The 23,665-nt window shown below is 60.7% G+C and carries 23 protein-coding genes and 1 pseudogene; 19 read left to right on the forward strand and 5 right to left on the reverse strand.

Going from position 1 to position 23,665, the window contains the following annotated elements:
- The first annotated feature begins 228 nt into the window (after positions 1-228).
- The 3 genes from FE263_RS15715 (at position 229) to FE263_RS22160 (ending at position 2,025) form a co-directional block, all read left to right on the forward strand.
- Positions 229-789, forward strand: coding sequence for a carboxymuconolactone decarboxylase family protein (locus tag FE263_RS15715; RefSeq protein ID WP_138326963.1), 561 nt, complete (start codon positions 229-231; stop codon positions 787-789).
- A 58-nt stretch (positions 790-847) separates the two neighbouring features.
- A complete protein-coding gene (locus FE263_RS15720) occupies positions 848-1,669 on the forward strand; it encodes a helix-turn-helix domain-containing protein (protein ID WP_138326964.1) in 822 nt (273 codons plus the stop codon).
- A 197-nt stretch (positions 1,670-1,866) separates the two neighbouring features.
- Positions 1,867-2,025, forward strand: coding sequence for a hypothetical protein (locus FE263_RS22160; protein ID WP_171034137.1), 159 nt, complete (start codon positions 1,867-1,869; stop codon positions 2,023-2,025).
- 129 nt (positions 2,026-2,154) lie between these two features.
- Here the strand turns inward: FE263_RS22160 and FE263_RS22580 are convergent.
- Positions 2,155-2,292, reverse strand: a pseudogene (locus FE263_RS22580) (IS5/IS1182 family transposase); the annotation flags it as partial.
- 307 nt (positions 2,293-2,599) lie between these two features.
- Here FE263_RS22580 and FE263_RS22585 point away from each other — a divergent pair.
- The 9 genes from FE263_RS22585 (at position 2,600) to arsH (ending at position 8,964) form a co-directional block, all read left to right on the forward strand.
- The gene (locus FE263_RS22585; protein WP_240759721.1) at positions 2,600-3,061 is read left to right on the forward strand and encodes a hypothetical protein; all 462 of its coding nucleotides are present in this window, start codon (positions 2,600-2,602) and stop codon (positions 3,059-3,061) included.
- Between the two features lie 259 nt (positions 3,062-3,320).
- Positions 3,321-3,839: a hypothetical protein gene (locus tag FE263_RS22590; protein WP_240759723.1), complete on the forward strand. Its 519-nt coding sequence runs from the start codon at positions 3,321-3,323 to the stop codon at positions 3,837-3,839.
- Complete coding sequence (locus FE263_RS22595) at positions 3,770-4,315, forward strand: DUF4011 domain-containing protein (protein WP_240759725.1); 546 nt, start codon at positions 3,770-3,772, stop codon at positions 4,313-4,315. The genes FE263_RS22590 and FE263_RS22595 overlap by 70 nt, the downstream gene beginning before the upstream one ends.
- Positions 4,316-5,907: 1,592 nt before the next feature.
- On the forward strand, positions 5,908-6,288 hold the full coding sequence (locus FE263_RS15740) for an ArsR/SmtB family transcription factor (RefSeq protein ID WP_138326967.1): 381 nt from the start codon (positions 5,908-5,910) through the stop codon (positions 6,286-6,288).
- A complete protein-coding gene (locus FE263_RS15745; RefSeq protein WP_138326968.1) occupies positions 6,254-6,763 on the forward strand; it encodes an ArsI/CadI family heavy metal resistance metalloenzyme in 510 nt (169 codons plus the stop codon). The genes FE263_RS15740 and FE263_RS15745 overlap by 35 nt, the downstream gene beginning before the upstream one ends.
- Positions 6,760-7,191: an arsenate reductase (glutaredoxin) gene (gene arsC / locus FE263_RS15750; RefSeq protein ID WP_138326969.1), complete on the forward strand. Its 432-nt coding sequence runs from the start codon at positions 6,760-6,762 to the stop codon at positions 7,189-7,191. Before FE263_RS15745 ends, arsC begins: the two co-directional genes overlap by 4 nt.
- A complete protein-coding gene (locus FE263_RS23090; protein ID WP_456306571.1) occupies positions 7,188-7,382 on the forward strand; it encodes a hypothetical protein in 195 nt (64 codons plus the stop codon). Before arsC ends, FE263_RS23090 begins: the two co-directional genes overlap by 4 nt.
- A complete protein-coding gene (arsB, locus tag FE263_RS15755; RefSeq protein WP_456306572.1) occupies positions 7,367-8,260 on the forward strand; it encodes an ACR3 family arsenite efflux transporter in 894 nt (297 codons plus the stop codon). The genes FE263_RS23090 and arsB overlap by 16 nt, the downstream gene beginning before the upstream one ends.
- A complete protein-coding gene (arsH, locus tag FE263_RS15760) occupies positions 8,257-8,964 on the forward strand; it encodes an arsenical resistance protein ArsH (protein ID WP_138326970.1) in 708 nt (235 codons plus the stop codon). The genes arsB and arsH overlap by 4 nt, the downstream gene beginning before the upstream one ends.
- Positions 8,965-9,071: 107 nt before the next feature.
- Here arsH and cueR read toward each other — a convergent pair whose 3' ends face one another.
- The gene (cueR, locus tag FE263_RS15765) at positions 9,072-9,530 is read right to left on the reverse strand and encodes a Cu(I)-responsive transcriptional regulator (RefSeq protein WP_240759729.1); all 459 of its coding nucleotides are present in this window, start codon (positions 9,528-9,530) and stop codon (positions 9,072-9,074) included.
- Positions 9,531-10,334: 804 nt separating this feature from the next.
- Here cueR and FE263_RS15770 point away from each other — a divergent pair.
- The 6 genes from FE263_RS15770 to FE263_RS22945 all read left to right on the forward strand — a co-directional run bounded on the left by FE263_RS15770 (position 10,335) and on the right by FE263_RS22945 (position 17,951).
- Positions 10,335-12,728, forward strand: coding sequence for a heavy metal translocating P-type ATPase (locus FE263_RS15770; protein WP_138326971.1), 2,394 nt, complete (start codon positions 10,335-10,337; stop codon positions 12,726-12,728).
- 73 nt (positions 12,729-12,801) lie between these two features.
- Positions 12,802-13,185, forward strand: coding sequence for a CopM family metallochaperone (copM, locus tag FE263_RS15775; RefSeq protein ID WP_240759732.1), 384 nt, complete (start codon positions 12,802-12,804; stop codon positions 13,183-13,185).
- A 1,219-nt stretch (positions 13,186-14,404) separates the two neighbouring features.
- Entirely contained in the window at positions 14,405-15,616 is a 1,212-nt protein-coding gene (locus FE263_RS15785; RefSeq protein WP_138326973.1) for a DUF2252 family protein, read from the forward strand.
- Positions 15,617-15,725: 109 nt separating this feature from the next.
- Entirely contained in the window at positions 15,726-16,118 is a 393-nt protein-coding gene (locus tag FE263_RS15790) for a response regulator (protein WP_138326974.1), read from the forward strand.
- 96 nt (positions 16,119-16,214) lie between these two features.
- Entirely contained in the window at positions 16,215-17,384 is a 1,170-nt protein-coding gene (locus tag FE263_RS15795; protein WP_138326975.1) for a GAF domain-containing sensor histidine kinase, read from the forward strand.
- Positions 17,385-17,540: 156 nt separating this feature from the next.
- Positions 17,541-17,951 (forward strand): SDR family oxidoreductase, encoded by a 411-nt coding sequence (locus FE263_RS22945; RefSeq protein WP_408886203.1) that lies wholly within the window; start codon positions 17,541-17,543, stop codon positions 17,949-17,951.
- A gap of 95 nt (positions 17,952-18,046) precedes the next feature.
- Here FE263_RS22945 and FE263_RS15805 read toward each other — a convergent pair whose 3' ends face one another.
- The 3 genes from FE263_RS15805 to FE263_RS15815 form a co-directional block, all read right to left on the reverse strand.
- Entirely contained in the window at positions 18,047-19,285 is a 1,239-nt protein-coding gene (locus FE263_RS15805) for a sensor domain-containing phosphodiesterase (RefSeq protein ID WP_138326977.1), read from the reverse strand.
- A gap of 1,057 nt (positions 19,286-20,342) precedes the next feature.
- A complete protein-coding gene (locus FE263_RS15810; RefSeq protein ID WP_138326978.1) occupies positions 20,343-21,875 on the reverse strand; it encodes a cation:proton antiporter in 1,533 nt (510 codons plus the stop codon).
- A 990-nt stretch (positions 21,876-22,865) separates the two neighbouring features.
- Positions 22,866-23,102 carry a hypothetical protein gene (locus FE263_RS15815; RefSeq protein ID WP_138326979.1) on the reverse strand — a complete coding sequence of 79 codons (237 nt, stop codon included), beginning with the start codon at positions 23,100-23,102 and terminating at the stop codon, positions 22,866-22,868.
- Between the two features lie 223 nt (positions 23,103-23,325).
- Between FE263_RS15815 and FE263_RS15820 the strand changes: the two genes are divergently transcribed.
- The gene (locus tag FE263_RS15820; RefSeq protein ID WP_138326980.1) at positions 23,326-23,580 is read left to right on the forward strand and encodes a hypothetical protein; all 255 of its coding nucleotides are present in this window, start codon (positions 23,326-23,328) and stop codon (positions 23,578-23,580) included.
- Positions 23,581-23,665: the final 85 nt, after the last annotated feature.

Genomic DNA, 23,665 nt, shown 5'->3' on the forward strand with positions numbered 1-23,665 from the left:
CAGAACTCCCTTTGACTGGGCCGTTATAGCGGCCAACCTCGGCCATGGCGGAGATGGTCGGCATAGGAGCCGAGTAACGACGAAGGGCGATAAGCCTAAATTTCCTGCCCTTCGATCAGGCGAGGCGGATATTACCTCTCAAGTAATTGAGAGCATGACGTGCGCAGTTTAGACCGCTGTCGACAGTCCAGGCAGTTCTGGTGCTGAGAAATATGCAAAGGCGCAATCATGAAGGACTTCATTCTAAATAGTATTGAAACCGCGTCAGTGACATCCCGCCCTGCGCTGCAGCAACTGCAGACCGCCTTCGGGGGCACACTGCCCAACATCGCACGTGCTATGTCGACCTCCTCCGTTCTCATCGATAGCCTCGTGGCGCTCTTCGGGAAAATTCATGGCGGCAGTTTCTCCGAGCCTCAAATACAGGTGGTCCTGCTGACGGACGCCGTGGCCAACAGGGCGAGCTGGGCCGTCGCCTTCCACTCCTTCCTGGCTCTTCAGGCTGGCCTTGCCAGTGAGGATGTAGAGGCCATTCGGAACGGCCGGGCACCTGCTGAGGCGAAGCTCGGCGCCTTGTCCACCCTTGCCACGGCGCTGATCGAGAAGCGCGGTCATATCACAGAGGCGGACGGCCAGGACTTCCTCGCCCAAGGTTTCGGCCGAGATCACCTGCTCGAGGTCATTGCAATTGTCGCAGCTTCAACAATCACGAACTACACGGCCAGCGTCACCGAGCCTCCACTCGAGACGGAGTTCCAGCCCTACGCCTGGACCGCTCCGAGCGTCTGAACCCTCAATGTCCGGCGAATGCCTCACAGCATCCGCCGGACAGGATGATGATATCTCCATGTCAATTGAGCCTCGCCGCAACGTCATTACGGAACTCGGATCGCTGCTTCGTCACTGGCGATCGCTTCGCGGCAAAAGCCAGCTCGATTTGGCGCTGGAGGCTGGTCTCTCACAGCGTCATCTTAGCTTCATCGAGAGTGGCCGGAGTATGCCGGGGCGACAGAAACTCATCGACCTCGCCGAAGCACTCGACGTCCCGTTGCGGGACCGCAACGCCCTCCTGCTCGCCGCCGGGTATGCTCCAGTCTACCCCGACGGTGACTGGGACGGGCCGGAGATGCGCAGCATTACACGCGCCGTAAATCGGATGCTCCATCAGCAGGAGCCATATCCGGCGATCCTGATGGACCGCTATTGGAATGTGCTAGCAACCAACGAGGCGGCGCCGCTTTTCTTCGGCCAGTTCGTTGACCTCCGGGCGCGGAAAGGGCCGCGCAACGTCCTGCACCTAATGTTCGATCCAGGCGGCATGCGCCCGTTCATTCGCGATTGGGACCGGGTCGAGCGCGCTCTCATCGCCCGCGTGCATCGCGAGGCCGTCGGCCGCCTCGTCGACGAGCGCACGCGCGATCTCCTGGCCGTTCTGGCAGACTACCGAAGATCTGGCGATAAGAGCACAAGCTCGGACGAACTTCTCCCGATGATACCGTTGAGCTTCGAGAAGGAGGGTATGATCCTTAACTACTTTTCGATCATCTCGACGGTCGGCACGCCCACGACGGTCGCCGCGCAGGAGCTACGCATGGAGTGCATGTTTCCAGTCGATGAAGCGACTGAGAAGCAGCATGCCGCGTTACTCAATCGAAGGACCAAACCTTAAGAATTATTCGAAAGCGCAGGTTGCGCGACTTCGGAAGTTGCCCGCTTAAGAGGCTCCGTTGGCACTGACCCGGCGGAACCGTCCGGCAGATGCAACGGAGCGAGCAGGGGCTCGAGCAACGTCAAAAAGTGGGCAAGCCGCGATCCTCCCTAGCCGGGGCATCCGCTACACACCGCGATGCCACCGCGACCGCTAAGGTGGCCGAGCAGATCGCCGAACGAATGAAAGAGCAACGTGACCTGATGCAGCCTCCGCGACATCGGGCAAAGGTTCGTGACGCCGTGCAGGCCGCTATTGCACGGATGCGGGGCCATCCAGAGCGCGAGGTGGCGACAGCGGCCACCACCAAGCGCTGAGCAAGAAGCCTATGATGGTATGGCATGACCCGGACAACCGGCCCGGTCCCCAAGAGCTTCTAAGCCAGGGCGCCTACTTGTTCGGCTTGACGACCGCGATGGCTCTCCCTTGATGCGGCGGGTCTGGCCTTATAAGCAGAAGCTGACGGCGGCGGAGAGGTAGACGCAGCTGGCGAAGTTGGTCGCGAGCTTGTCTTAGCGGGTGGCGATCCTGCGGTAGTCCTTCAGCCGACACAACATGCGTTCGATGGCGTTGCGGCGGCGATAGAGCACGCGGCTGGAGCAGCTTTCCAAATCCAGGTGCAATTAAGCGGAGCGCAGAACTATGCCCTGCTGCTCCACAGGCTGACGGAAGGCGTTGGTATCGTGGGCGCGATCTGCCACGACCAGGGCGCTCTGCGACAGTCCCTGCAACAGGCCCTCATTTGGCCCCGGCTGGCCACGACTGTCGACCAAACCCGCCGTTGCCTATGATCGAAATGACGACTCGCGACGTTCGACCGTTCCGGTTAAGCACTCGATTGGCGGACAAGGGAAGCCGGTTCCGGGCCGCGTATAGAGTTCGAGGGGCAGCTTGGACTACGACCACACGGACCACTCGGCTCCCGACGGGGTCTCAGCGCAGGAGGATGCTCCGCCTCCGGTCATCCTGTCACTGCTCATGCAGAGCGCCATCAATGCCAGCCTCTGGGAGAACAGCGTTCCGGTGCTGCAAGAGCTCTCCCTGAAAAACCAGGGGGAAGACGAGCTTTCTCTCGTCGAAATATCGGTAAGCAGCGAGCCGCCGTTTCTACTGCCCCGTTCGTGGCGCCTCCAGCAGGTGGCGGCCGGACAGCTTCACCTAGTCAAGGACCTTGACATCCGTCTCGACGGCGCGCGACTGGCTGCCCATACGGAAGCCTCGCGCGCCACGGTGGCCTTCGTCGCCTCCGCTGGCGGCCGGGAGTTAATGCAGAAAAGCCGCGACGTCCGTGTGCTCGCACGCAACAAGTGGGGTGGCCTGTCAGGTATCCTGATATACTGGCCGCGTTCGTGATGCCCAATGATCCGGCGGTCCAGCGGATCTTGCGGGCCGCCTCGGACATCCTAAGGCAGGCTGGGCAGTCCCCGGACTTGATGGCTATCAAACGGACAAGAACGGCGTTTCAGCACAGGCGCAGGCCCTGTGGAACGCTATCTGCGCGCTCAACATCGCCTACATCAACCCGCCAGGGTCTTTCATCGAGAGCGGCCAGCGCATCAGGCTGCCGAGCCAAATGCTCTAAGAACGGCTGGCGACCTGTCTTGATACCGCCGTGCTGTTCGCGGCCTGCCTGGAAGCCATCGGCTTGCGACCGGTTATCGTCCTCACCAAGGGGCATGCCTTCACCGGGGTCTGGCTCTCAAGTTTCGATGCGGGCCGATCGATGCTGCAAGACCTGCCTGGCCTCCGGAACCGCCTGACGCTGGGCGATCTGAGGGTTTTTGAGACCACCCTGGTGACCTCGATCCGCAAGCCGACCTTTGCGGCGGCTTGTCAGCAGGGGCAGGCCAACCTGCGTCCGGCCGAGGACCAGGATGAGACCGACTTTCGTGAAGTCATCGATATCCACCAGCCGTGTTTGCGGCGCATCCACCCGCTGCCGACCATTGTGGCTGCGTTAGCCGAGCCCGGCGGGGCAACCGTAAGTGAGCCCGACGAGCAGCCTGCCTTCGAGGCGCCCCCGCCCTGCGGGTGGACAGGGAGGAGTTACAGGCTCCCGAGATGTCGACCGACCGGGTCCAGCGCTGGTGCAACCGGTTGCTCGACATGTCGGCCCGCAACCGGCTGCTGAACCTACCAAAATCTGACAGGCAGCTTATCGAGATCGACTGCCCGGACCTGGGCCGCCTCGAGACTCTGCTCGCTGACATGCGGGGTGGTGGGAGAGCCAAACCCTTGCGCTTCTGCCCCTCTCCGGGGCTGATGGACAAGGATGACCCGCGACACCGGGACCTCCATCGCGACCGGCACGGCGACGATGCCGCCAAGACTTTCGCCTTGGAAACCCTTACTCGTGGTGAGCTGCTGTTCTGGCGCAGGGAGGACACGCTCCAGACCGCATTGATTGAAATCTACCGCCAAGCCCGTGCTGCCGAGAAGGGAGGGCGGGACCAGCATTTTCAAGCTACAATTGGCTTTGACCTAGACGGCCCACAACAGGGCAAGCCGAGCCTCGCGCCGCTCAGCCTGATACCCGTTACCCAGGAGCGACCCAGCTCGAAATTCCCGCTACAGTCTCTGGGCCTGACACCTGCCCGATCCGCATAACGAACTAATGCAAGCTGCCAGGCCGTCGGTCGCTTCTAACTAGGCCAACGACGCACTCCGCACGCGCAAGTCTGCTCGAAAGCCACCTCAAGTCGTGCGTGGCTCCAAAAGACGTCTGCTGCCTCGCCATCGCGACGGCCGCTCTCCAGAAATGCAGTGCCGTTTCCACGTCCCCTGCAGCCTCACATCGAAAAGCCTGATCCCGCTGAAAGTCAGGTCATCTAGGTAATTTGCCATGCAGGCAAGATATTCCGCTTACAGCGGATCGCATACAACGGTGTCAGCAAACTATTACATCTTATTACTTGGACAGGTTTGGCACATAATGATGGCAGCGCTTGGTCTTTGTTAAAGTTTGGGCGCAGAGGCCATCGGTTGAGCGAGCGCCCGCCTTTGTCTCGCCCCACGAGCTTATCCCACTCTGCCGCTGTCCTAAAATCTGACACTGTTCCCCAAAAGAGAAGCTTGTCAGCAAACCCAGCTCCGCCTACGTCTCGGCTATGGCTACGCCACTAGACGACCCCGCCTACTGGCGAGACTTGGCCTTGCAGGCAGAACAGGCAGGAAATGCTAGATCGGCGTTAAACCTATGGCATGCAGCTATCAAAGCTATGGAAGCGCGACCAAGTTCCGAACAGACATCAGTCGAGTTGAATTGGCTTCGTCACAGGATGCAACGCGCAAAGCGGGCGGTCGACGACATTCGGGTTTCGCGAAACACGGACTAGCCGCAGGTTAGCTACGCCCAGAAGAAGAACATAGCCGCACACAATAGGGCCAGAAGAATTGCCAGCGCCAAGGCCATGGCGATCTCCATTCGTAGACAAGTGCGCCTTAATCCCTCGATGGCGATAGCGTTATCTTGTTTTTCACCATCGCGTAACGCTCGAACGACTGCCATGGTCGCCTCATGTTCATACATCGGTGGAATGAATCTCTATCGAGTATGCGATGATTGCGCTACCGTGTTCAGAGCGACAACCTGATAACACTTCCGCGACGATAAATTTGCGTCAGTCTATTGGCGTGAATTTAAGAGAGATTCTTCGATACCCACGTCCTCGCTTCATCCAGATTCTTGCACACGACTCCATCTTTTTGACGGAGCTGACAAATTTGAAACTTTCGCCATAAATGGATTGAAACCTTTAATCTCCCGTATTTGCTTCAAGCTCTGCGCCGACGTGATTCATCATCTCCGACGCTGTTAGCGACTCACCGGAGAGCGGCAATCGATAACCTGTTTACGGAGCATGACCTCCAGCGCCTGGCGATTCTGCTGCGTAAGCGTGACGATGACGCACCGGTCCGAGTGCAAGCTGCCGAAATGTTGAGAAGGGTGCAGCTCGCACAGGCGCTTGCGTGTCGCAGTCGGGTCGCCAGTGGCAGAGGCCAGGACGATCGCCATTGCCTAATGGACAGGAACGAGGCCATCGCAACGAGCGGCGCCTCGCGATACGACGGTGAAGATGCCGCAAGACAATGCCATTGGGACGTGGTGACACGCTTGCGAAATAGCAGTCGAAAAGTCCCTTCGCCGCGCTGACCCAAAGCAGCCTTGACGAACCTGATTCCTCCACTATCTTGGAGATATGGAGAAGTTAGGTGTTATCGCAGCTCTTGCGGCTCTTGCCCAGGAGTCCCGCCTCGACATCTTCCGCCTGCTTGTGCAGGCCGGAGCCGAGGGCATGACCGTGGGCTCGATTGCTGAGCAGCTCGGGCTGCCGAGTGCCACGCTCTCTTTCCACCTCAACCAGCTGAAGCACGCCCATCTCGTCACCTTCAGGCGTGATGGCCGATCCCTGATCTACTCGGCGGCCTACCCCGTGATGAACGACCTGCTGGCCTACCTCACCGAGAACTGCTGCCAGGGCGATGCCTCGGCATGCGGTGTCGGCGAGTGCGTCCCCGCACCCACAGCCGTAGGAGAACCGCGCCATGAAGCGCCTGCACGTTCACGTCTCGGTCGCTGATCTCAACCAATCGGTCCGCTTCTACAGCACGCTCTTCGCGGCGGATCCGGCGGTGACCAAGCTGGACTACGCGAAGTGGATGCTCGACGATCCCGCTCTGAACTTCGCGATCTCGACCCGCAGCGGAAAGGCCGGTCTCGACCACCTTGGCATCCAGGTCGAGACGCCTGGCGAGCTGCAGGACGTCTATGGACGGCTGAAAGAGGCCGACCAGCCGGTGCTCGAGGAAGGCCAGACCACGTGCTGCTACGCGCAGTCGGAGAAAGCGTGGATCACGGATCCGCAGGGCTTGTCGTGGGAGACCTTCCTCACCTCGGTAACCAGCACCGTCTACGGTGGCAGCCCCGAACCGGCAGCAATCCGGACGGCGCTCGAGGCCTGCTGCTCTCCTGATGCGCCTCAGGACGCCTGCTGCGCCCCGGATGCCGGGATGTCGGCCGCTACCGCCTGCTGTGGGCAGGGTGCGCCCGCGTGACGGTCACGATCTACCACAACCCGGCTTGCGGCACCTCACGCAACGTCCTGGCCCTGATCCGCAACAGCGGCGAGGAACCCGCAGTCATCGAGTATCTGAAGACACCACCATCCCGTGCCGAGCTGGCGACGCTCATTGCGCGCATAGGTGTGCCGGTGCGCGACGTGCTGCGCCGCAAGGAGACGCCCTACGACGAGCTGAGGCTGGATGACCCGGCGCTGTTGGATGACGCGCTGCTCGACGCCATGATGGCGCACCCCATCCTCATCAACCGGCCGATCGTGGTTACGGCCGACGCCGTGAGGCTTTGCCGCCCCTCGGAGACGGTGCTGGACATGCTGCCACCGCAACGCGCGGCCTTCTCGAAGGAGGACGGCGAGGCGGTCGTGGACGCTAATGGACGGCTCATCGCCAAGCACGCGCCATGAGCGCCGCAGTTGTCGTCGCCCCTGGCAAGGCGCCGCAGATGGGGCTGTTCGAGCGCTACCTGACGCTGTGGGTGGCGCTCTGCATCATCGTCGGCATCGGCCTGGGCCAGCTGCTGCCAGGCGTGTTCACGCCCTCGGCACGGCGACGGTCGCGCACATCAACCTTCCGGTTGCCGTGCTGGTCTGGCTAATGGTCATTCCCATGCTGCTGAAGGTCGACCTGGCAGCGCTGGGCCAGGTAAAGAGCCACTGGCGCGGCATCATGACCACGGTCGGCATCAACTGGCTGGTCAAGCCCTTCTCGATGGCGCTGCTCGGCTGGCTGTTCATCGGCGTGGTATTCCGGCCTTATCTGCCTGCCCCCATGATCGACGGCTACATTTCTGGGCTCATCCTGCTGGCGGCGGCACCTTGCACGGCCATGGTGTTCGTCTGGTCGAACCTGGTGGAGGGCGAGCCGCACTTCACGCTGTCCCAGGTGGCGCTCAACGACGCCATCATGATCGTGGCGTTCGCGCCGCTGGTCGCGCTGCTGCTCGGCATCTCCGCGATCACGGTGCCCTGGGACACGCTGATCCTTTCGGTCGTCCTCTACATCCTGATCCCCGTGGTCCTGGCGCAGCTCTGGCGCCGCGGGCTGCTGGGCAACGGCGGCCAGGCGGCGCTTGACCGCACACTGCGCACGCTCGCACCGATGTCGCAGTCGGCACTGCTGCTGACGCTGGTGCTGCTGTTCGGCCTGCAGGGCGCGCAGATCATGCGCCAGCCGCTCGTCATCGCAATGCTGGTGGTGCCGATCCTGATCCAGGTCTACTTCAATGCGGGGCTTGCTTACGTCCTGAACCGCCAGCTTGGGGTTGCGTGGTGTGTCGCCGGACCGTCCGCGCTGATCGGCGCCAGCAATTTCTTCGAGCTTGCTGTGGCGACTGCCATTGCCTTGTTCGGCTTCCAGTCGGGTGCAGCGCTCTCGACCGTCGTCGGCGTGCTGGTCGAGGTGCCGGTCATGCTGTCGGTCGTGGCCATCGTCCGATGGTCGCGCGGCTGGTACGAGCGAGGGCAGGCGGCATGAGGTTGCGCCAGCTATCGGACCCGGACCGCCTGCCCGCGCTCGATCGCACTGTTGCCCAGTCGCGCCCGGGGCTCGCGCTCGGCAGTTATGAACCGCCGCTCCGTATCCTGCTGCTTTACGGCTCCTTGCGGGACCGGTCCTATTCGAGGCTTGCTGTGGAGGAAGCGGCGCGTCTGCTGCGCTTCTTTGGTGCGGAGACCCGTATCTTCGACCCTGCCGACCTGCCGTTGCCAGACCAGGTGAAGGCCGACGACCATCCGGCCGTCCATGAATTGCGCAAGCTGTCGGTCTGGTCAGAGGGCCAGGTCTGGTGCAGCCCGGAACGACACGGGCAGATGTCGGCGGTGATGAAGGCGCAGATCGACCACCTGCCGCTCGAGCTGGATGGCGTCCGGCCGACCCAGGGACGCACGCTGGCGGTCATGCAGGTGTCGGCCGGATCGCAGTCCTTCAACACGGTGAACGCGCTGCGCGTGCTCGGCCGATGGATGCGCATGGTGGTGATCCCCAACCAGTCCAGCGTCGCCAAGGCCTACCAGGAGTTCGACGAGGCTGGACGCATGAAGCCGTCCGCCTTCTACGACCGCATTGTCGACGTCATGGAGGAGCTGGTCCGCTTCACCATCCTGCTCCGCCCGCACACCGTGACGCTGACGGACCGCTATTCAGAGCGGAAGGCAAAGGTCGAGCTTCCGCCGCTATGACATCTGTCGTTGCGCGGGACGTTCAGCAGCCAGAAGTAGCTATGGCCAGACGCACATCTGATTAGGACCTCAAAGGGGGAGGTGCTCTTTCTGTGCCACTTTGAGAGTTAGACCGATACCCGAGATGCCCTCCGTGCGCCGCGTTCCAGGTCACGCAGGATGGGGCAGTCAGGCCGGTGGTCGCCTCGGCAGGCGGCGGCTAACTCCTCCAGCGTCGAGCACATAGCCGTCAGCTCGCTGATTTTGATGTGCAGTTCAGCCACATGCTCCAGGGCAATGCGCTTGACCTCACGGCTCGGGCGCTCCCCGTCATGCCAAAGCCCGACCAGGAGCCTGACACGATCCATCGACAGGCCAAGGTCACGCGAGCGGCGAATGAACCGCAGCGTCTCCACTTCCCGTTTGCCATACGTCCGATAACCGCTGGCCGTCCGGGGCACGTCAGGCAGCAACCCGATGCTTTCGTAGTAGCGGAGCATCTTGGCACTCACGCCCGACGCCCTCGCGGCCTCGCTGATGACCATCTCGACCTTCTCCATGACCATAGCAGTCAGGCTTACCATCATGGGAAGGTCAAGCGGGGTACCCGTAGAGCTTGTCCCCGATTGCGGCGCACCCGAACCACTTGGGTATGTTCCGATGCTGGCGTTCTGACGGGCAAGTAGCTCCTGGTGGGTCTCTTCGCTGGCAGCAGGCAATGAGACCAACTTGCTGATCAGGCGGGAGGCAACCGAGGCGTCGACACCTAAGATCAGCGTTTACTCAAGCCACCGCTGTGGAACACCATCTGGAGACCTCGCTGTGGAGTGTCATGATGGTGGCAACAGACCTGTTGTCCGCCAGGGCTGCCGAATGGCCCATTATGTCAACTGGCGAGCGCTTCACCAATATATCTATGTCGTTGCGTTTTCAAATGTTGTCTAGGGGGTCGCTGAGCTCCCTTTCTACACGCTGTGGAAGACCGGCTCCGCAAGCGAGATGGCGTTCATGGTAGCTCATTGAACTGTCGGCGACGAGTTGATCGACGCAGCAACGTTCATTGGTAGCCTGCTCTTGATCACGACGACAGATTGGCCACTGGACGGTCTCCTGCCCGTGGCTGCCACGACTGTCATCTCCGGGCTGGGCACCACCGCTATCGTCGAGCACGTCAGCACGGCCCGAGGGTTCTGGACCTACAGCGACTTGATGCCTCTTCTACCCATCACAAACATCGGACTTTCCCCGCTAGCCCAGTGGATCGTCATTCCGACACTGGCCCTCGCAGCGGCTCGTTCGGCAAAGTCCGCTAGGTCCCTTGACCTTCCCATCATGGGAAGCCCCACATCTCGGGCTACGCCACATCGGGCGCGACTTGACCAGGTGGTTCCATGAGCGAGCATCAGACTGCACATCGTCCTGAAACCAGAGGAGCCGCGACCGCTCCGGTGACGGACCCGGTTTGCGGCATGATGGTCGATCCGGCCGCCTCGAAGCACAAGTCGGATCACGGAGGCACGACCTTCCACTTCTGCTCGACCCGTTGCCAAACCAAGTTCGAGGCCAACCCCACTGGGTTTCTGAAGCCCAAGGCTGCCGAGCACGTAAACCCCGGCGCCATCTATACCTGCGCGATGCACCCGCAGATCCGGCAGGTCGGTCCCGGTAGTTGCCCAATCTGCGGCATGGCCCTCGAGCCGGTGGAGGTCACCGCCGAGGCAGTGCCGAACCACGAACTCGCAGACATGTCGCGGCGCTTTTGGATCGGCCTGGTGCTGACGCTTCCAGTCTTCATTCTTGAGATGGGCGGCCACATCCCCTGGCTTGGCGTGGGCAGTCTCGTGCCGGAGCAGTGGTCGGTCTGGATCCAGTTCGCACTGGCGACACCGGTGGTGCTGTGGGCGGGCTGGCCGTTCTTTGCCCGGGGTGCCGCGTCCGTTCGGTCGGGGCACCTGAACATGTTCACCCTGATCGCCCTCGGCACCGGTGCATCCTACCTCTACAGCCTCGTTGCGACCTTCGCCCCGGGCCTGTTTCCCGCAGGCTTCCGGATGATGAACGGCACCGTCGGCGTCTACTACGAAGCCGCGGCTGTCATCACGGTGTTGGTCCTGCTCGGCCAGGTGCTTGAGCTTCGGGCCCGCGACCAGACCGGCGGTGCCATACGTGCCCTGCTGAACCTTGCACCCAAGATGGCTCGGCGCCTGCGCGAGGGCAGTGACGACGAGGAGGTTGCGCTCGACCAGGTCCAGGTCGGCGATTGGCTGCGCGTCCGACCCGGCGACGGAGTGCCTGTCGACGGCACGGTGCTGGAGGGCAAGAGTGCCGTGGATGAGTCCATGGTGACCGGTGAGTCGATGCCGTCCCCTAAGGTATCGGGCGACAAGATCATCGGGGGCACCGTGAATGGCACCGGCTCGCTCATCATGCGCGCCGACACGGTCGGCGCCGGTGGGATGCTGTCGCGCATCGTCGCCATGGTTGCGGCAGCGCAGCGCAGCCGGGCGCCAATCCAGAAGCTGGCCGACACCGTAGCGGGCTACTTTGTTCCGGCCGTACTCGGCGTCTCCATCCTGGCCTTCATCGGTTGGGCGGTCTGGGGCCCGGCACCCGCCCTTTCCTTCGCCTTGATCGCAGCAGTCTCCGTCGTCATCATCGCCTGCCCCTGCGCGCTGGGGCTGGCGACACCGATGTCGATCATGGTCGGGGTCGGCAAAGGCGCCGGTGCGGGCGTCCTCATCAAATCCGCCGAAAGCCTTCAACGAATGGAGAAGGTCGACACGCTGGTGGTGGACAAGACCGGTACCCTCACCGAGGGCAAGCCGCGCGTCACGTCCATCGTGCCGTCCATCGGGCTCACGGAAGACGACCTGCTGAAGCTGGCCGCCAGCCTCGAGCGGTCCAGTGAGCATCCGCTGGCGGCTGCGGTCATGCGCGCCGCCAAGGACAGGAACATCGCCGCCGACGAACCGTCCGAGTTCGCATCGGTCACCGGCAAGGGCGTGACCGGAAAGGTGGGTGGACGCCTCGTGGCGCTCGGCAACGCCAAGCTGATGGACGACCACGGGGTCGACATGGGCGGCTTGGCCGCAAAGGCCGACGAGCTACGCGGGTCTGGAGCTACCGCGCTGTTCGTCGCCGTCGACGGCAAGCCGGGTGGCATCATCGCGATCGCGGATCCGATCAAGGCGACGACGCGGGCGGCGCTCGACAGCCTGCGTGCGGAGGGCATTCACGTCGTCATGCTGACGGGCGACAACAAGACGACGGCACAGGCCGTGGGTAAGCAACTTGGGATCGAGGACGTCGAGGCGGACGTGCTGCCTGAGGACAAGAACCGCATCGTCAAGAAGCTGCGTGCCGACGGGAAGATCGTCGCGATGGCGGGCGACGGGGTGAACGACGCGCCTGCCCTGGCCGAGGCGGACGTCGGCATCGCGATGGGCACCGGCACCGAGGTCGCCATCCGGAGCGCGGGCGTGACTCTCGTCAAAGGCGACCTGGCCGGAATCGCGAGAGCCAGGGCGCTCAGTCGGATGACCATGCGCAACATCCGGCAGAACCTTGTCTTCGCCTTCGCCTACAACGCGATTGGCATCCCCGTCGCCGCAGGCATCCTCTATCCGACCTTCGGCATTCTGCTCAGTCCGGTTTTCGCCGCCCTAGCTATGTCGCTAAGCTCGGTGTCGGTCATCGGCAACGCCCTGCGACTGAAGGCGACACGCCTGGGACTTTGGTGGGCCAACCCCGGGCACCCCCATCTGCGCGGTGTGGAACGCGCTTGATTTTCCTATCGCGGGAAGGCCCACGCTTGCCGAAGCGCCAGCTTGGCTCGTGTTCAACTCAAGGAATACGCCGATGAACCGCCTCAAGACCCTCCAGATGGCCGCTCTCCTGTCAGCCATCGCGACCCTTGCGCTTGCTCAACAGCCTGACTCCACGGCAAACGCGACTAGGCCGCTGACAACTGGGTCGACTGGCACTGCCAGCAACTCATCGAGAGCATTCAAGGCAGCTGACGACAAGATGATGATGGACATGGATCACCCGATGAAGGGCAACGCGGACCAAGACTTTGTATTAGGAATGCTTCCGCACCATGCCGGGGCGGTGGCTATGGCAAAGGTTGAACTTGATTATGGGAAAGATCCCGAGATGCGGCGCCTCGCGCGGGGGATCATCGCAGCGCAGCAGAGGGAAATCGCCCAAATGCATGCATGGCAGGTGAGGCACTCTCATTAGGGTGATTTGTTCCCGGGGCACATAGGTCGCGTCGGGGCAGTCCGTGAGAGCTTTAGGTTGCTTAGCCGAACCAGTAGTATCGGTGACGACCCTTTTGCCACGACACCATGAGCCGACAGGTGACGCCCATCGGCGTGAGGTGGTCGAACGCGCCACGGGAAGCAGCACGTGTCGACTAGGTCCTGCGGGTTCATCTCGCGACGGCGCGGGAGAAGCGGAATAAGCAGAAGGAAATCGACCGATCGACACCTAGGCCGACAGTCGACCACTAGGTCCGAGATCACGACGCACCTGATGCGGAATTGTTGTCGAACTTCCAGCGCGCGACCTCCGGGCCCGACGATAAGGCACCGGCCCCCATTAGTTCGAGACTGAAGTGGCTAGGGGGTCTCTGTTCGCTAAGCGGCCCTCAGCAAGCTAGGGGCAGGAGGCCCTGCATCGCTTGCGGCGATGCAAGCTCGCTTCTTTGACTTTGACTACCTGCCAACCCTCCGGTCGATTATATTTGCAACCCTTCGCCAGAGAGGCCCACTTCGCAAAGATGTCCTTGTGCAGGTTATGTCACGCCAGCATGGGTTTGGTCGGGCCAGGAAGGACAACCGTGAGACGATGATAACTGCCGTCGTACCAGATCTAGATCGGACGACTGAGGAGGTTGGGGTTTTCGTATGGCCGCGAGGCTCGCCGCCAAGCAACCTGCTCCCCATTCCCAACTCCCATTCCCGACGAAGCGCTTGACCAGACTTAAATTCTTTTCCAAGCGCTAGCCCGACTTGGCCTCGACGTGTTGCATCGTAAGCTGTCGGCGGAAGACAGCTTGGTCACCTTGCGGACGGCGTGCAGAATGGCTCGCATGGGAGCGGCGACCAGGGCGCGCCTCGAGGCCGCCTAGGCGCATGCCCGGGACTAAGGGTGAAGCTGATGAGAAGCGTCGCCCAGGTCGACCAGCGGACGCAAAAGATCGCCCCGGCCCACTCGTCGCTCGATTTGTGACGAAAGATGGCCAGCGCACGGTCAACCTCTTCATTACGTGGGACATGCGCGGCGGCTGAGATTGACGATAATGCAACGCCTCGCAGGTCATATCGACGGTTAGGCTGCGACTCCCTGGCGCCTTCCGAAGATATGCTTCAGTCAGCAATGCCGACGGATAGGTAGATCGAGCTTCTAAAACGTTGACGGCATTGCCAAATTGGCAGTTGGTGTGCTGATTCCGCCTATGAAGCAGTCCACAGTGAGGCCATCCGAGCGTGCAGCCGTATTGGCCGCAGAACAGCATCGCAAGATGGCGCAGTCAGCCCATGCCTACGTCCGGGGGAGCACTGCCAGCTTCTACGAGTGGCTTGAGAGCTCGAGCGGTCGGGGGCTACCCGACGGTCCCTCCATCTGGGTCTGTGGAGACTGCCACGTCGGCAACATCGGCCCAGTCGCGAGCACCGATGGTGCCCTGGCCCTGCAGATCCGCGACTTCGATCAGACCGTCATTGGCAATCCTGCACACGATCTGATCCGCCTCGGCTTGTCGCTGGCCATGGCGGCTCGCGGGTCGGACCTCCCAGGTGTCACAACAGCTCACATGCTAGAAAGAGTTGTCTCAGGATACCAGGCGGCGCTGCAGCCTGAGGCTCAGGGCGAAACACTGGACGACGCTCGCGCAATGCCGAAGCCCATTCGGCAGTTGATGCGCGACGCGGCTGGCCGGTCTTGGAGGCATCTCGCCGACGAGCGTATCGAAGGTGTCGAGCCGGTCATTCCCCTCGGACGGCGGTTCTGGCCACTGGATCGGACGGAGCGAGCGGCAGTCGACAATATTTTTGAGGAGCATGACCTTCAGCGCCTGGCGACATCGCTGCGCAAGCGTGACGATGACGCACCGGTCCGAGTGCTGGATGCCGCTTTCTGGAAGAAGGGGTGCAGCTCGCTTGGGCGCCTGCGTATTGCCGTTCTGGTCGCCATCGGCAGAGGCCAGGACGAGCGCCATTGCCTGATGGACGTGAAGGAGGCCACCGCACCGGCAGCGCCTCGCGATATGATGGCGAAGATGCCGCAAGACAATGCCCGCCGGGTGGTGACCGGAGCTGGCAGCCTTTCACCCTTCCTAGGCGGCCGGATGGTGGCCGCAAAGCTTCTGGGAAAGTCGGTCTTCGTTCGGGAGCTTTTGCCTCAGGACCTCAAATTGGAGATCGAGCATCTCAAGCAAGATGACGCCATCAGCATTGCAGGATTTCTCGCGCACATAGTCGGCCGTGCCCATGCCCGTCAGCTTGACGCCAAGCAATGCACTAAATGGCTGGCAGAAGTCGGCCGAGACCGGTTGGCGTCGTTAAATGCACCATCTTGGCTATGGAACAGCATTGTCGACCTGGTCGGTACCCACGAGGCCGCCTACCTCCACCACTGCCGCCAGTGGGCAATAGAGGACGCTACCTAAGTCGAGATGAGCGTTTGCGCTACCAGTCGGTCAACACTTCCTTTTACGACCATTGCCTCCAGAACTCGGAGCCTGATCCTACCTTACAGCGCTCAGCTGGAGAACGCCTATGAGCAAGCCACCCGTCCGCGTGCTAGTCGCCGAAGATGAGCTTTTCATCCGTTTACTACTGGTAGAGGCTTTGGAGGAAGCAGGGTATGACATCCTGAAGGCCAAGGACGGCCTTGAAGCCCTCCAGCTTATCGAGCATCCAGATGGTGTTGAGCTCGTGGTCAGCGACATCAACATGCCTGGCGCCAGCGGTCTGGAGGTTGTCAGACACCTCCGCCAAATCCACCCCGACATCCCGGTGATCCTGGTGTCTGGACGCCATGAGCAATTGGGGGGGCCACCAGTCCCCAACCCACTCCGGAGGTTCCCCAAGCCCTTCCGACTGGCAGACGTCGTCAAGGCGGTCCAGGAGATGCTCGCGGAGAGGGACGAGGGTGATCGGGGGTTGTGACTGAGCACGAGCCGCCGCGCTCCTCGGGACTTTACAAGAACCCGTGAACAGACGTCTGTTACCGACTCGCAATCTCGTCCAAACTGGAAGGAATAAATGGAAGACCTTGGAGCCGACGTCGAGGCGATCAGCCGGATCAAGGCTGTTCCGACGCTTCTGAACGTCATCCACCAGACGACGGGCATGGGGTTTGTAGCTGTAGCAAGGGTGACCGAGGGTCGATGGGTCGCCTGTGGGGTGCTGGACGCTATCGACTTCGGACTGTCACCAGGCAGTGAGCTTCAGGTTCAAACCACCATCTGCGATGAGATCACGGACCACCGACAGCCGGTTATCATCAGCAACGTCCGGACCGACCGGACATACTGCCGACACCTGACGCCACAGACTTTTGGCTTTCAGAGCTACGTCTCGGTACCCATCGTCCTGCCGGACGGCGAGTTTTTCGGCACGCTCTGCGCCATCGACCCAAAGCCACGGTCACTCGATGAGCCCCATGTCTTAAGCATGTTTACACTTTTCGCCGACCTCATCGCTCAGCATCTGGATACAGGCCGCAAGATGGCGGCTTCCGAACGGGCCTTGGCGCAGGAGCGCGAGATGGCGCAGCTGCGCGAGGAGTTCATTGCTATCCTGGGGCATGATCTGCGCAATCCCCTGATGGCGGTTGATGCCGGAGCTTCGCTCATCTTGCGGCGTCCCGAACATGCGGCTGAAGTCATCGGATACATGAAGCGCAGCATTGCCCGCATGTCGGGACTTATCGAGAACGTGACTGACTTTGCGCGTGGGCGTTTGGGCGGTGGCTTCCTCGTCAGCAAGACCGAGAACCTCCCATTGGAGCCAATGCTTTCGGGAGTCGTCCAGGAGCTCCAAAGCATTTATCCGTCAAGAGATATTGAGCTAACTCTCGATATTCAGCAGCCGGTCGCGTGCGACCATCTGAAGCTGTCTCAGCTCCTCTCCAACCTCCTTGGCAATGCCCTCACCCACGGTGATGCAGCCAGTCCTATTAAGGTAGACGCCAAGGCCACGAAAGGCATCTTCGAGCTTACGGTGATAAACAACGGCGAGCGCATCCCGGAAGAAGATCAAGGAAAACTATTCTTGCCCTTCGTCCGGGGACAATCCAAAAGCGGAGCCGCGGACCAGGGCCTCGGGCTAAGCCTCTATATTTCCTTTCAGATTGCCAAGGCCCACGGAGGGTCTTTGACTGCTGCCTCAACTTCTGACGAGACAAGGTTTGCGTTCAGGATGCCAATTTAACAAATATAAGCTCGCTATTATCCAGCTCATTCACTGAAACAGACGTTAACTAAAGCTCGTGCACGGTATTAACGACACTATCTTGGGCGCCGATGCGCAAACGCCGCTTCTCATTCCCCTAAGGTGAGAGACCGGGTATGATCACGACATTTCAATATCGACTTTTTCGGGAAGCTGCTCGCAGCCAGAATGACATTTCCGCTGTTCCCTGCCAAGGGTGGCAGTATCATCAATATCGGCTCGACGGTCAGCACACCTGCACCAGCAGACGCCGCCTTCTATGTCGGCACGAGGGGTTTGGTGGACTCGATCTTGAAGTCTATGGCTAAGGAATTCGCAGCCTGGAGGATCAGCGTAGACGGTGTGAACCCCAGCTTCGTTGTGGCTGAAGGAACGCGCTCCGGTGGTCTGGCTGGGGGTCCGTTCGAGGAAACAGTTGTTGCGTTCACACCGCTAGGACGCACAGGCGAGCTTGAGGACATTGCCGCTGCGGTGGCTTCTCTCGCGTCACATGAGGCAAGTGGATCACAAGGGAATCCAGTCGTCCCGAGGGGAAGCGCTATGTAGCTTTCTTAAATCCCTGTTCCAGAGTCCGCCGTCGTCACCAGCCCCACCGGCGGCGGGAGGCATCACCATCACACCGGCTGGCAACCTGAAGGTGTTCACGATCGGGCGCCTGGCCGACCTACGAAATATCCCTGGACGAGGTCAGCTCCTTCGCTCTGCAGGAAGGTAAGCTGACTTTCCGTCTCCACTCCTTCCGCGCAGGTCATCATACCCAGCTGATGTGCCAGACGTACTACCGACTGGATGACGACCTCGGCTCGGCTACTGATACCGACCGCTCGAACAAAAGCTCTATCGAGCTTGATAACGTCGAAGGGAAATTTCTCGACGTAGTTCAAGGACGAGTAGGCGGTCCCAAAGTCGTCGAGAGCGAGCTTTACGCCGAGCGTCTTAAGCTCGCGTAGCTCTCCGAGTGCTCGATGCGGATCCCGGATAGGGACGTCCTCTGTAAGCTCGATGGTAAGCCGACGCGGATCCAAGCCCGTTCGGGCGCAAACCTCTTCGACCTCCCCTGCAATGCGACGACTGCCTGCTCCAAACCAACGGCCAGAAATGTTGACGGCAATAGACCCGCAGTCATTCGCCTGTGCTACTTCGGCGCAGGCGGCGGTCAGGACGTAGCGGTCGATGTCCGTAATCAGGGCAGAACCTGCAGCAGCAGGTATGAAGCTGTCCGGCATCAGGACGCTGCCGTCACGGCGGGTCCACCGAACCAAAGCCTCATGACCGACGATCCGCAAAGTTGGCGCTACTGCAATCGGCTGCCAATGTAGAAAAAGACCTCCTGCCCGCATATCTTTTCGGAGCTCGCTCAGCAGCTCCCGTCGCTGCCCAGAGCTGACTCGATGGCGCCGGATAATGTCCTCGACCTGCAAAGCCATTGCGCGCAGCGTCTGGATCTCGTTCGTGCTCATTGAGCCGGGAACGTGATCCAATACGCTGAGAGCCCCCACCGGCTGGCCGTCGGGTAACCTGAGCGGCATCCCGGCGTAGAACCTCAAGGGGCCTTTCTCTGCCGTGACCAAGGGATTATCTGAGAAGCGCGCATCACGCGTCGCATCCTCGACAACCAACGGTTCGTTAGGCTGCAAAATAGCATAACTACAGAATGAGTTCTCGCGGGGGATGCTGGAAGAACCGATGTTGACGCCAGCCTTGTTTAGCTGGCGTTCGGCAGTAATCAACGTGACGGCGGCGCTCGGGCGCTTGAACACGTCAGCTGCGAGCCTCGTCAATAGCTTAATGCGGCCATCGATTTGACTGTTGAGCAGTCCGCTCTGTTGGAGCGACTGCAGGCGAATTTCTTCGTCATGCGGCAGTGCAGCTGCAGGCATAGACAGACCTTTGAGCTATCCGACGGCGACAACCCGGGTCACTACCTGTAGCTTTCCGAAACGACCCTTACAAGTCTAATCACAGATTCCTGATCGATTATTTGACTGGCCCAGCTTATGTAAGTCTTCGCCCAACGGCAGCTACTTGCTTGCTGGAATCTCGTTTAGGTCGCAGCAATCGAAGCCGGGTGTTGAACGACCGCCGCGAATAGCCAACCGCGGCCCCTCGGGTTGCGACGCTGGGACGGCGGGGCTCTCCGTCATCATCCGCGCCCTCAGCGAGGATTGCTGCCGTTGAGGATCCCGGTAATGGATCCGGATCCTAGGAGACAGGAGAGGCATGATCCAGCACTCATTGCTGTTCCCGAACGTTTACATCTTCAGAAGCTCACGTTTTTGATGTCGTGGCACAACGGGGTAACTATAGTGACTGCAGAGGAGCGTTGTTCTCAGAGGGTGTGTCATGCCGATGTCTTTGTTGCCAACATGCCCATTCTGTATGTCGGATTTGCTAGTTGAGGCGCTCGGACTTGAGGCAGGCCCGGAAGACCGTGTGCTATGTCTGAAGTGCGGCGACATTGGGTCAAGGCGTGATATTCAAGAGCGTCTGGGACGTGCTGCTAAAAGCTCTGAGCGCATGATGGCTGAAGCTCTGGAACGGGTCCTCCGATATCATGGAGCTCAAGAAAGATGGTGAGTGTCCTCCATACTCTGGCTGTTTTATTCTTAGCCAGGTTGGGTGCTGGATTCGATAAGGCTGCCTATTAGGCAAGAACGTAGCCTGCGGCTGCGATTGACGCTATTGCCACTTGGGCGGCTATCTCCAGCTCCTGATTACCGAGGCAGTTCGGGACAGTCGGAACCCTCTTGTTGTCCCGGGTGGTCGCTGCGCTTGAGCGACATTATCTAAGTAATCTGTGAAGGATACTAACGTGCGGATGCTCGGCTTGATTACTTAGAGTCCAAACTTCGCTTCAAGCAGGTCAAGCGAGGCGCCCTCTTAGCCCGCAGCAGCGATAGCGGAGGCGAGCAGCAACGCCCTAGGCGTTAGAGACTTCTAATTCTCATCAATACGACGGTGTGAGTCCGGCAGCATGCAAAGCTCGCGCCAATCCAGCTCCTCCAGGAGGATGTCGTAGACTGCGCTATCCACTTCGTGCCGAAGCCGCATGACCTCGAGCTTCTTTCGTTCTGCGGCGATGGCGGAAAGACCTAGCTCACGGTGCTGCTCGAGGGCCATCTGACGGGCAGGCTCGTCGAGCCTGATTGTGTAGCTCGCGCGCAGCAAGTCCGCCTCCGGGCTACTTTGGCCGACTAGATGCGCAAGACCGGCTTTAACCAAAGAGTGGCGGGCGAATGCCAGCTCGCGCGTGGTATCCTCGCTGCGGTCGAGCTTGAGCAGGTGGATCAGCGGAGCAAGCGTCAGGCCTTGGATGACCAAGGTCGCCATCACGACCGAGAATGCCGTCAGGGTCACCAAATCGCGCTTGGGGAAGTCTGAGGGGAGCGCAAACGCGGTGGCCAGCGTGACTAGGCCGCGCATTCCACACCATCCGAGCAACACACCCTGACGCACTAGCGGAGGCTCGGAGCGACCCCGATAGCTTTCGAAGCGGGCCGCCAGGCGGTTTGAAGTCATGACGATTATGAAGCGAACGACGATGACGGCAATGATCACCAATAGAGCAAAGCGAACGGCGTCCTTCAAACTAGTGGACTCCATGCGTGAGAGAATAGAGCGTGCCTGCATACCCATGAACAGGAAGGCTAGAACGTTCAACAGGAAGACCACTGTCGCCCATACCGCGTAGGAATGCACCCGCATCCGCGGTCCGAAGCCAACACCGGAGCTACGGGCCAGGGTCATCGCATAGGTCACAACACAGAGCACGGCCGAGACGCTCAGCCGGTCGGCGACGACCCAGACCAAGCAGGTCGAAACGAACTGCAGCAGGTTGCCGCCGAGCGATCCCGTCACGATCGGCTGAACGAAGCGCAGTAGCCGGGCAAACACATAGCCAAGCAGCGCGCCAGCGGGTGCGGCGATCAGCAGGCGTGCGCCGACGATGGCATCAAGGCCGCCATGTTCCTGGACAGCCAAGGCACCGCCGAATAGCAGCAGAGCCATGGCGTCGTTGAAGAGACTTTCCCCCTTGATAATCGACGCCGTGTTCTTTGGGACCGAAACCACGCTGAGCACCGCGGTGGCTGCGGCAGCATCTGGGGGCGCCACTATAGCACCCAGAACCACGGCGGCCGCGAATGGGAGCCCGGCAAAGCGCCAGCCAATCCAGGCGACTACGATTGTAGTCAGAAGAACTGCCACCACCGCCAAGGCCACGAGAGGCTGCCAGAACCGCTGCGCAAGCGTCACGGGAAAGTCGAACGCAGCATCAAGGAGCGCCGGAGCGATGAACAAGGCCAGTGCGGTGCTGGGGTCGATGACGATGCTAGGGGAACCCGGGATGAGAACGACAAGAGATCCGGCTGCCGCCAGCATGGCGGGATATGGCAGCTTCAGGCGCCGCGACACCTGCAGCAGGCCAATGGACAACAAAAGCAGCACAAGCACGCTTTCGAAGAAAGTCATGTTCACCCGGATCGTCTGAAGGGATCCCTATTGTCGCCGCTCCTCCCTTCTGTGCAAGACGCCGCTCTAGTGTCGGGTCTATCCTCCGGAGGCGTCCCATAAAGCCATCCGCCATCGGGCCCCGCCCGTACTGGCAAAGCCCCAGTCGAAAGCCCATCCCTGATGATGCCAACCGAGCCTGTCGCTGGCGGTGACGTGCATGCTAATTGGTAAGGATACGGTTGATGGCCATTCCAACGACCGTACGGGCGACGCTGAGGGTGATCGCGAGGTTCCCTCAGCACTGCGAAACTAGGAGAGGTCACCGCAGGACCGCAGCGTCATTCTACCGGGACACCCACGGATGCCGCCAGGCTAAGGGTCTCCGCCTTGTGGAGGGCCCGTGAAGTCGGACAGGTCCAGGCTGGTTGCCGCCAGCCTGGCTAAATTGACTCAACATGGCCAGTCGACCAGGTCATCGAGACCGCCCGCTGGGCAGCTGTTCGCCGTCGAGTTGGTGAGGATGTAGGACGATATACAAGGGCGAGCCATGGACGACAGCAGGTCGTTCAGGCCCTAGCTGCACACCATCACCCGCTATGAGCTCATGGCGGCCCTGGCTGCCACTGTTGGGCGGGGGGCCCTAGCCTGGTAGGTAGCCTCCATCAACTCGACTGGACCCAGGCCCTTTCTCCCAGCCGACAAATCAACCTGGCTTCCGGATATCGGGGGCAAAATCTAGCAGCTGACCGCATCCTCGCCTCCGGCTATGCCCTGTTGGAAGTCATACTACTCATCCCGCGGCAGCCTCTTGTTCCGGCAATCCCAGCGGTTTCGTCGTAGCTGGTATCCACGGTCTCGATCCACAGTCGCCGTTCAGTCGGCACCGCAACACTCGCCAGAGCGTCCAGCAGCAGCGCCACAACATCCGCAGATAGTCTTGGCCTGGTTTTCCACGCCCCTGCCTCGCAGTATCTAACGGCTGAAGCTTACGCTTGACCTAACGCGCCTTCATGGATCTAAGAACGGCCTTACGCCATCGAGGTTCTTCGTCTCGAAGCCGACGTCGATGGCGGCCTCCGCCTCGGCGACCGCACCGCGGAACGAGCCGGTTGGGCCTGTCCGGTAGTAGCACCCCTGGCGTACTGGTTGCCCGTTGGGGAAGACTGACCAACTTCGTGTTCCGGAAACGTCGCGCTCGATCAGGATGCGGACACCGCGATAGCTGAAGCTCTGAGCATCACTCATTGAAACCCCCGCCAGCCCCAAAACACTCCCAGCCCAGAGCGCCGTCAAGTAGTCTCTCGTGGTGAGGATATGCTTGCTTCAGGAGGCAGTACAACTAAATATCGCTGCGACCGTTTCTATATCGAGCTATTTCCCTTCAATAAGCTTATAGAAGCAAGACTACTCAGTTTTAAGTGAGTGTTTACCGAGGGGTAGGGAGATTTAACCTCAGCTGGAGAGGACGATGAACCAATACAGGATCTACAAGCTAGAAAAGAGCCACCAGATCTTGAGGCGCCGCGAAGGCAAGAGAGAGGATAGTGAACATGCGTTCAGCATCACTTGTGTCTTCATAATTAACCGGTGGCTTGCAGAGGTCTGGGTCGCTACCTCCAAGCTGGATGTTCCCATGCTGGCGTTGGAGCACGAAACTCTGACACCGAAGGCTGATCTCTTCCCCACCCATGCGGGATCGTCGTCCAGCCCGTCGATCACGTAGGCCTAGAACTAGAGCAGATTCCGATCATTCCGGCTCATATCCTGCGGCTTTAAAGTAGTTCGCGCACTCGGTGGGAGAGAATTCA

The organism is Lichenicoccus roseus, from assembly GCF_005844085.1.
Taxonomy (GTDB): Bacteria; Pseudomonadota; Alphaproteobacteria; order Acetobacterales; family Acetobacteraceae; genus Lichenicoccus; species Lichenicoccus roseus.

Excerpts from the sequence above, each read along its gene's own strand:
- FE263_RS15715 (WP_138326963.1), top strand. The coding sequence starts at position 229 with ATGAAGGACTTCATTCTAAATAGTATTGAAACCGCGTCAGTGACATCC.
- FE263_RS15720 (WP_138326964.1), top strand. The coding sequence starts at position 848 with ATGTCAATTGAGCCTCGCCGCAACGTCATTACGGAACTCGGATCGCTG.
- FE263_RS22595 (WP_240759725.1), top strand. The coding sequence starts at position 3,770 with ATGTCGACCGACCGGGTCCAGCGCTGGTGCAACCGGTTGCTCGACATG.
- FE263_RS15740 (WP_138326967.1), top strand. The coding sequence starts at position 5,908 with ATGGAGAAGTTAGGTGTTATCGCAGCTCTTGCGGCTCTTGCCCAGGAG.
- FE263_RS15745 (WP_138326968.1), top strand. The coding sequence starts at position 6,254 with ATGAAGCGCCTGCACGTTCACGTCTCGGTCGCTGATCTCAACCAATCG.
- FE263_RS23090 (WP_456306571.1), top strand. The coding sequence starts at position 7,188 with ATGAGCGCCGCAGTTGTCGTCGCCCCTGGCAAGGCGCCGCAGATGGGG.
- arsH (WP_138326970.1), top strand. The coding sequence starts at position 8,257 with ATGAGGTTGCGCCAGCTATCGGACCCGGACCGCCTGCCCGCGCTCGAT.
- cueR (WP_240759729.1), bottom strand. The coding sequence starts at position 9,530 with ATGATGGTAAGCCTGACTGCTATGGTCATGGAGAAGGTCGAGATGGTC.
- FE263_RS15770 (WP_138326971.1), top strand. The coding sequence starts at position 10,335 with ATGAGCGAGCATCAGACTGCACATCGTCCTGAAACCAGAGGAGCCGCG.
- copM (WP_240759732.1), top strand. The coding sequence starts at position 12,802 with ATGAACCGCCTCAAGACCCTCCAGATGGCCGCTCTCCTGTCAGCCATC.
- FE263_RS15785 (WP_138326973.1), top strand. The coding sequence starts at position 14,405 with ATGAAGCAGTCCACAGTGAGGCCATCCGAGCGTGCAGCCGTATTGGCC.
- FE263_RS15790 (WP_138326974.1), top strand. The coding sequence starts at position 15,726 with ATGAGCAAGCCACCCGTCCGCGTGCTAGTCGCCGAAGATGAGCTTTTC.
- FE263_RS15795 (WP_138326975.1), top strand. The coding sequence starts at position 16,215 with ATGGAAGACCTTGGAGCCGACGTCGAGGCGATCAGCCGGATCAAGGCT.
- FE263_RS15805 (WP_138326977.1), bottom strand. The coding sequence starts at position 19,285 with ATGCCTGCAGCTGCACTGCCGCATGACGAAGAAATTCGCCTGCAGTCG.
- FE263_RS15810 (WP_138326978.1), bottom strand. The coding sequence starts at position 21,875 with ATGACTTTCTTCGAAAGCGTGCTTGTGCTGCTTTTGTTGTCCATTGGC.
- FE263_RS15815 (WP_138326979.1), bottom strand. The coding sequence starts at position 23,102 with ATGAGTGATGCTCAGAGCTTCAGCTATCGCGGTGTCCGCATCCTGATC.
- FE263_RS15820 (WP_138326980.1), top strand. The coding sequence starts at position 23,326 with ATGAACCAATACAGGATCTACAAGCTAGAAAAGAGCCACCAGATCTTG.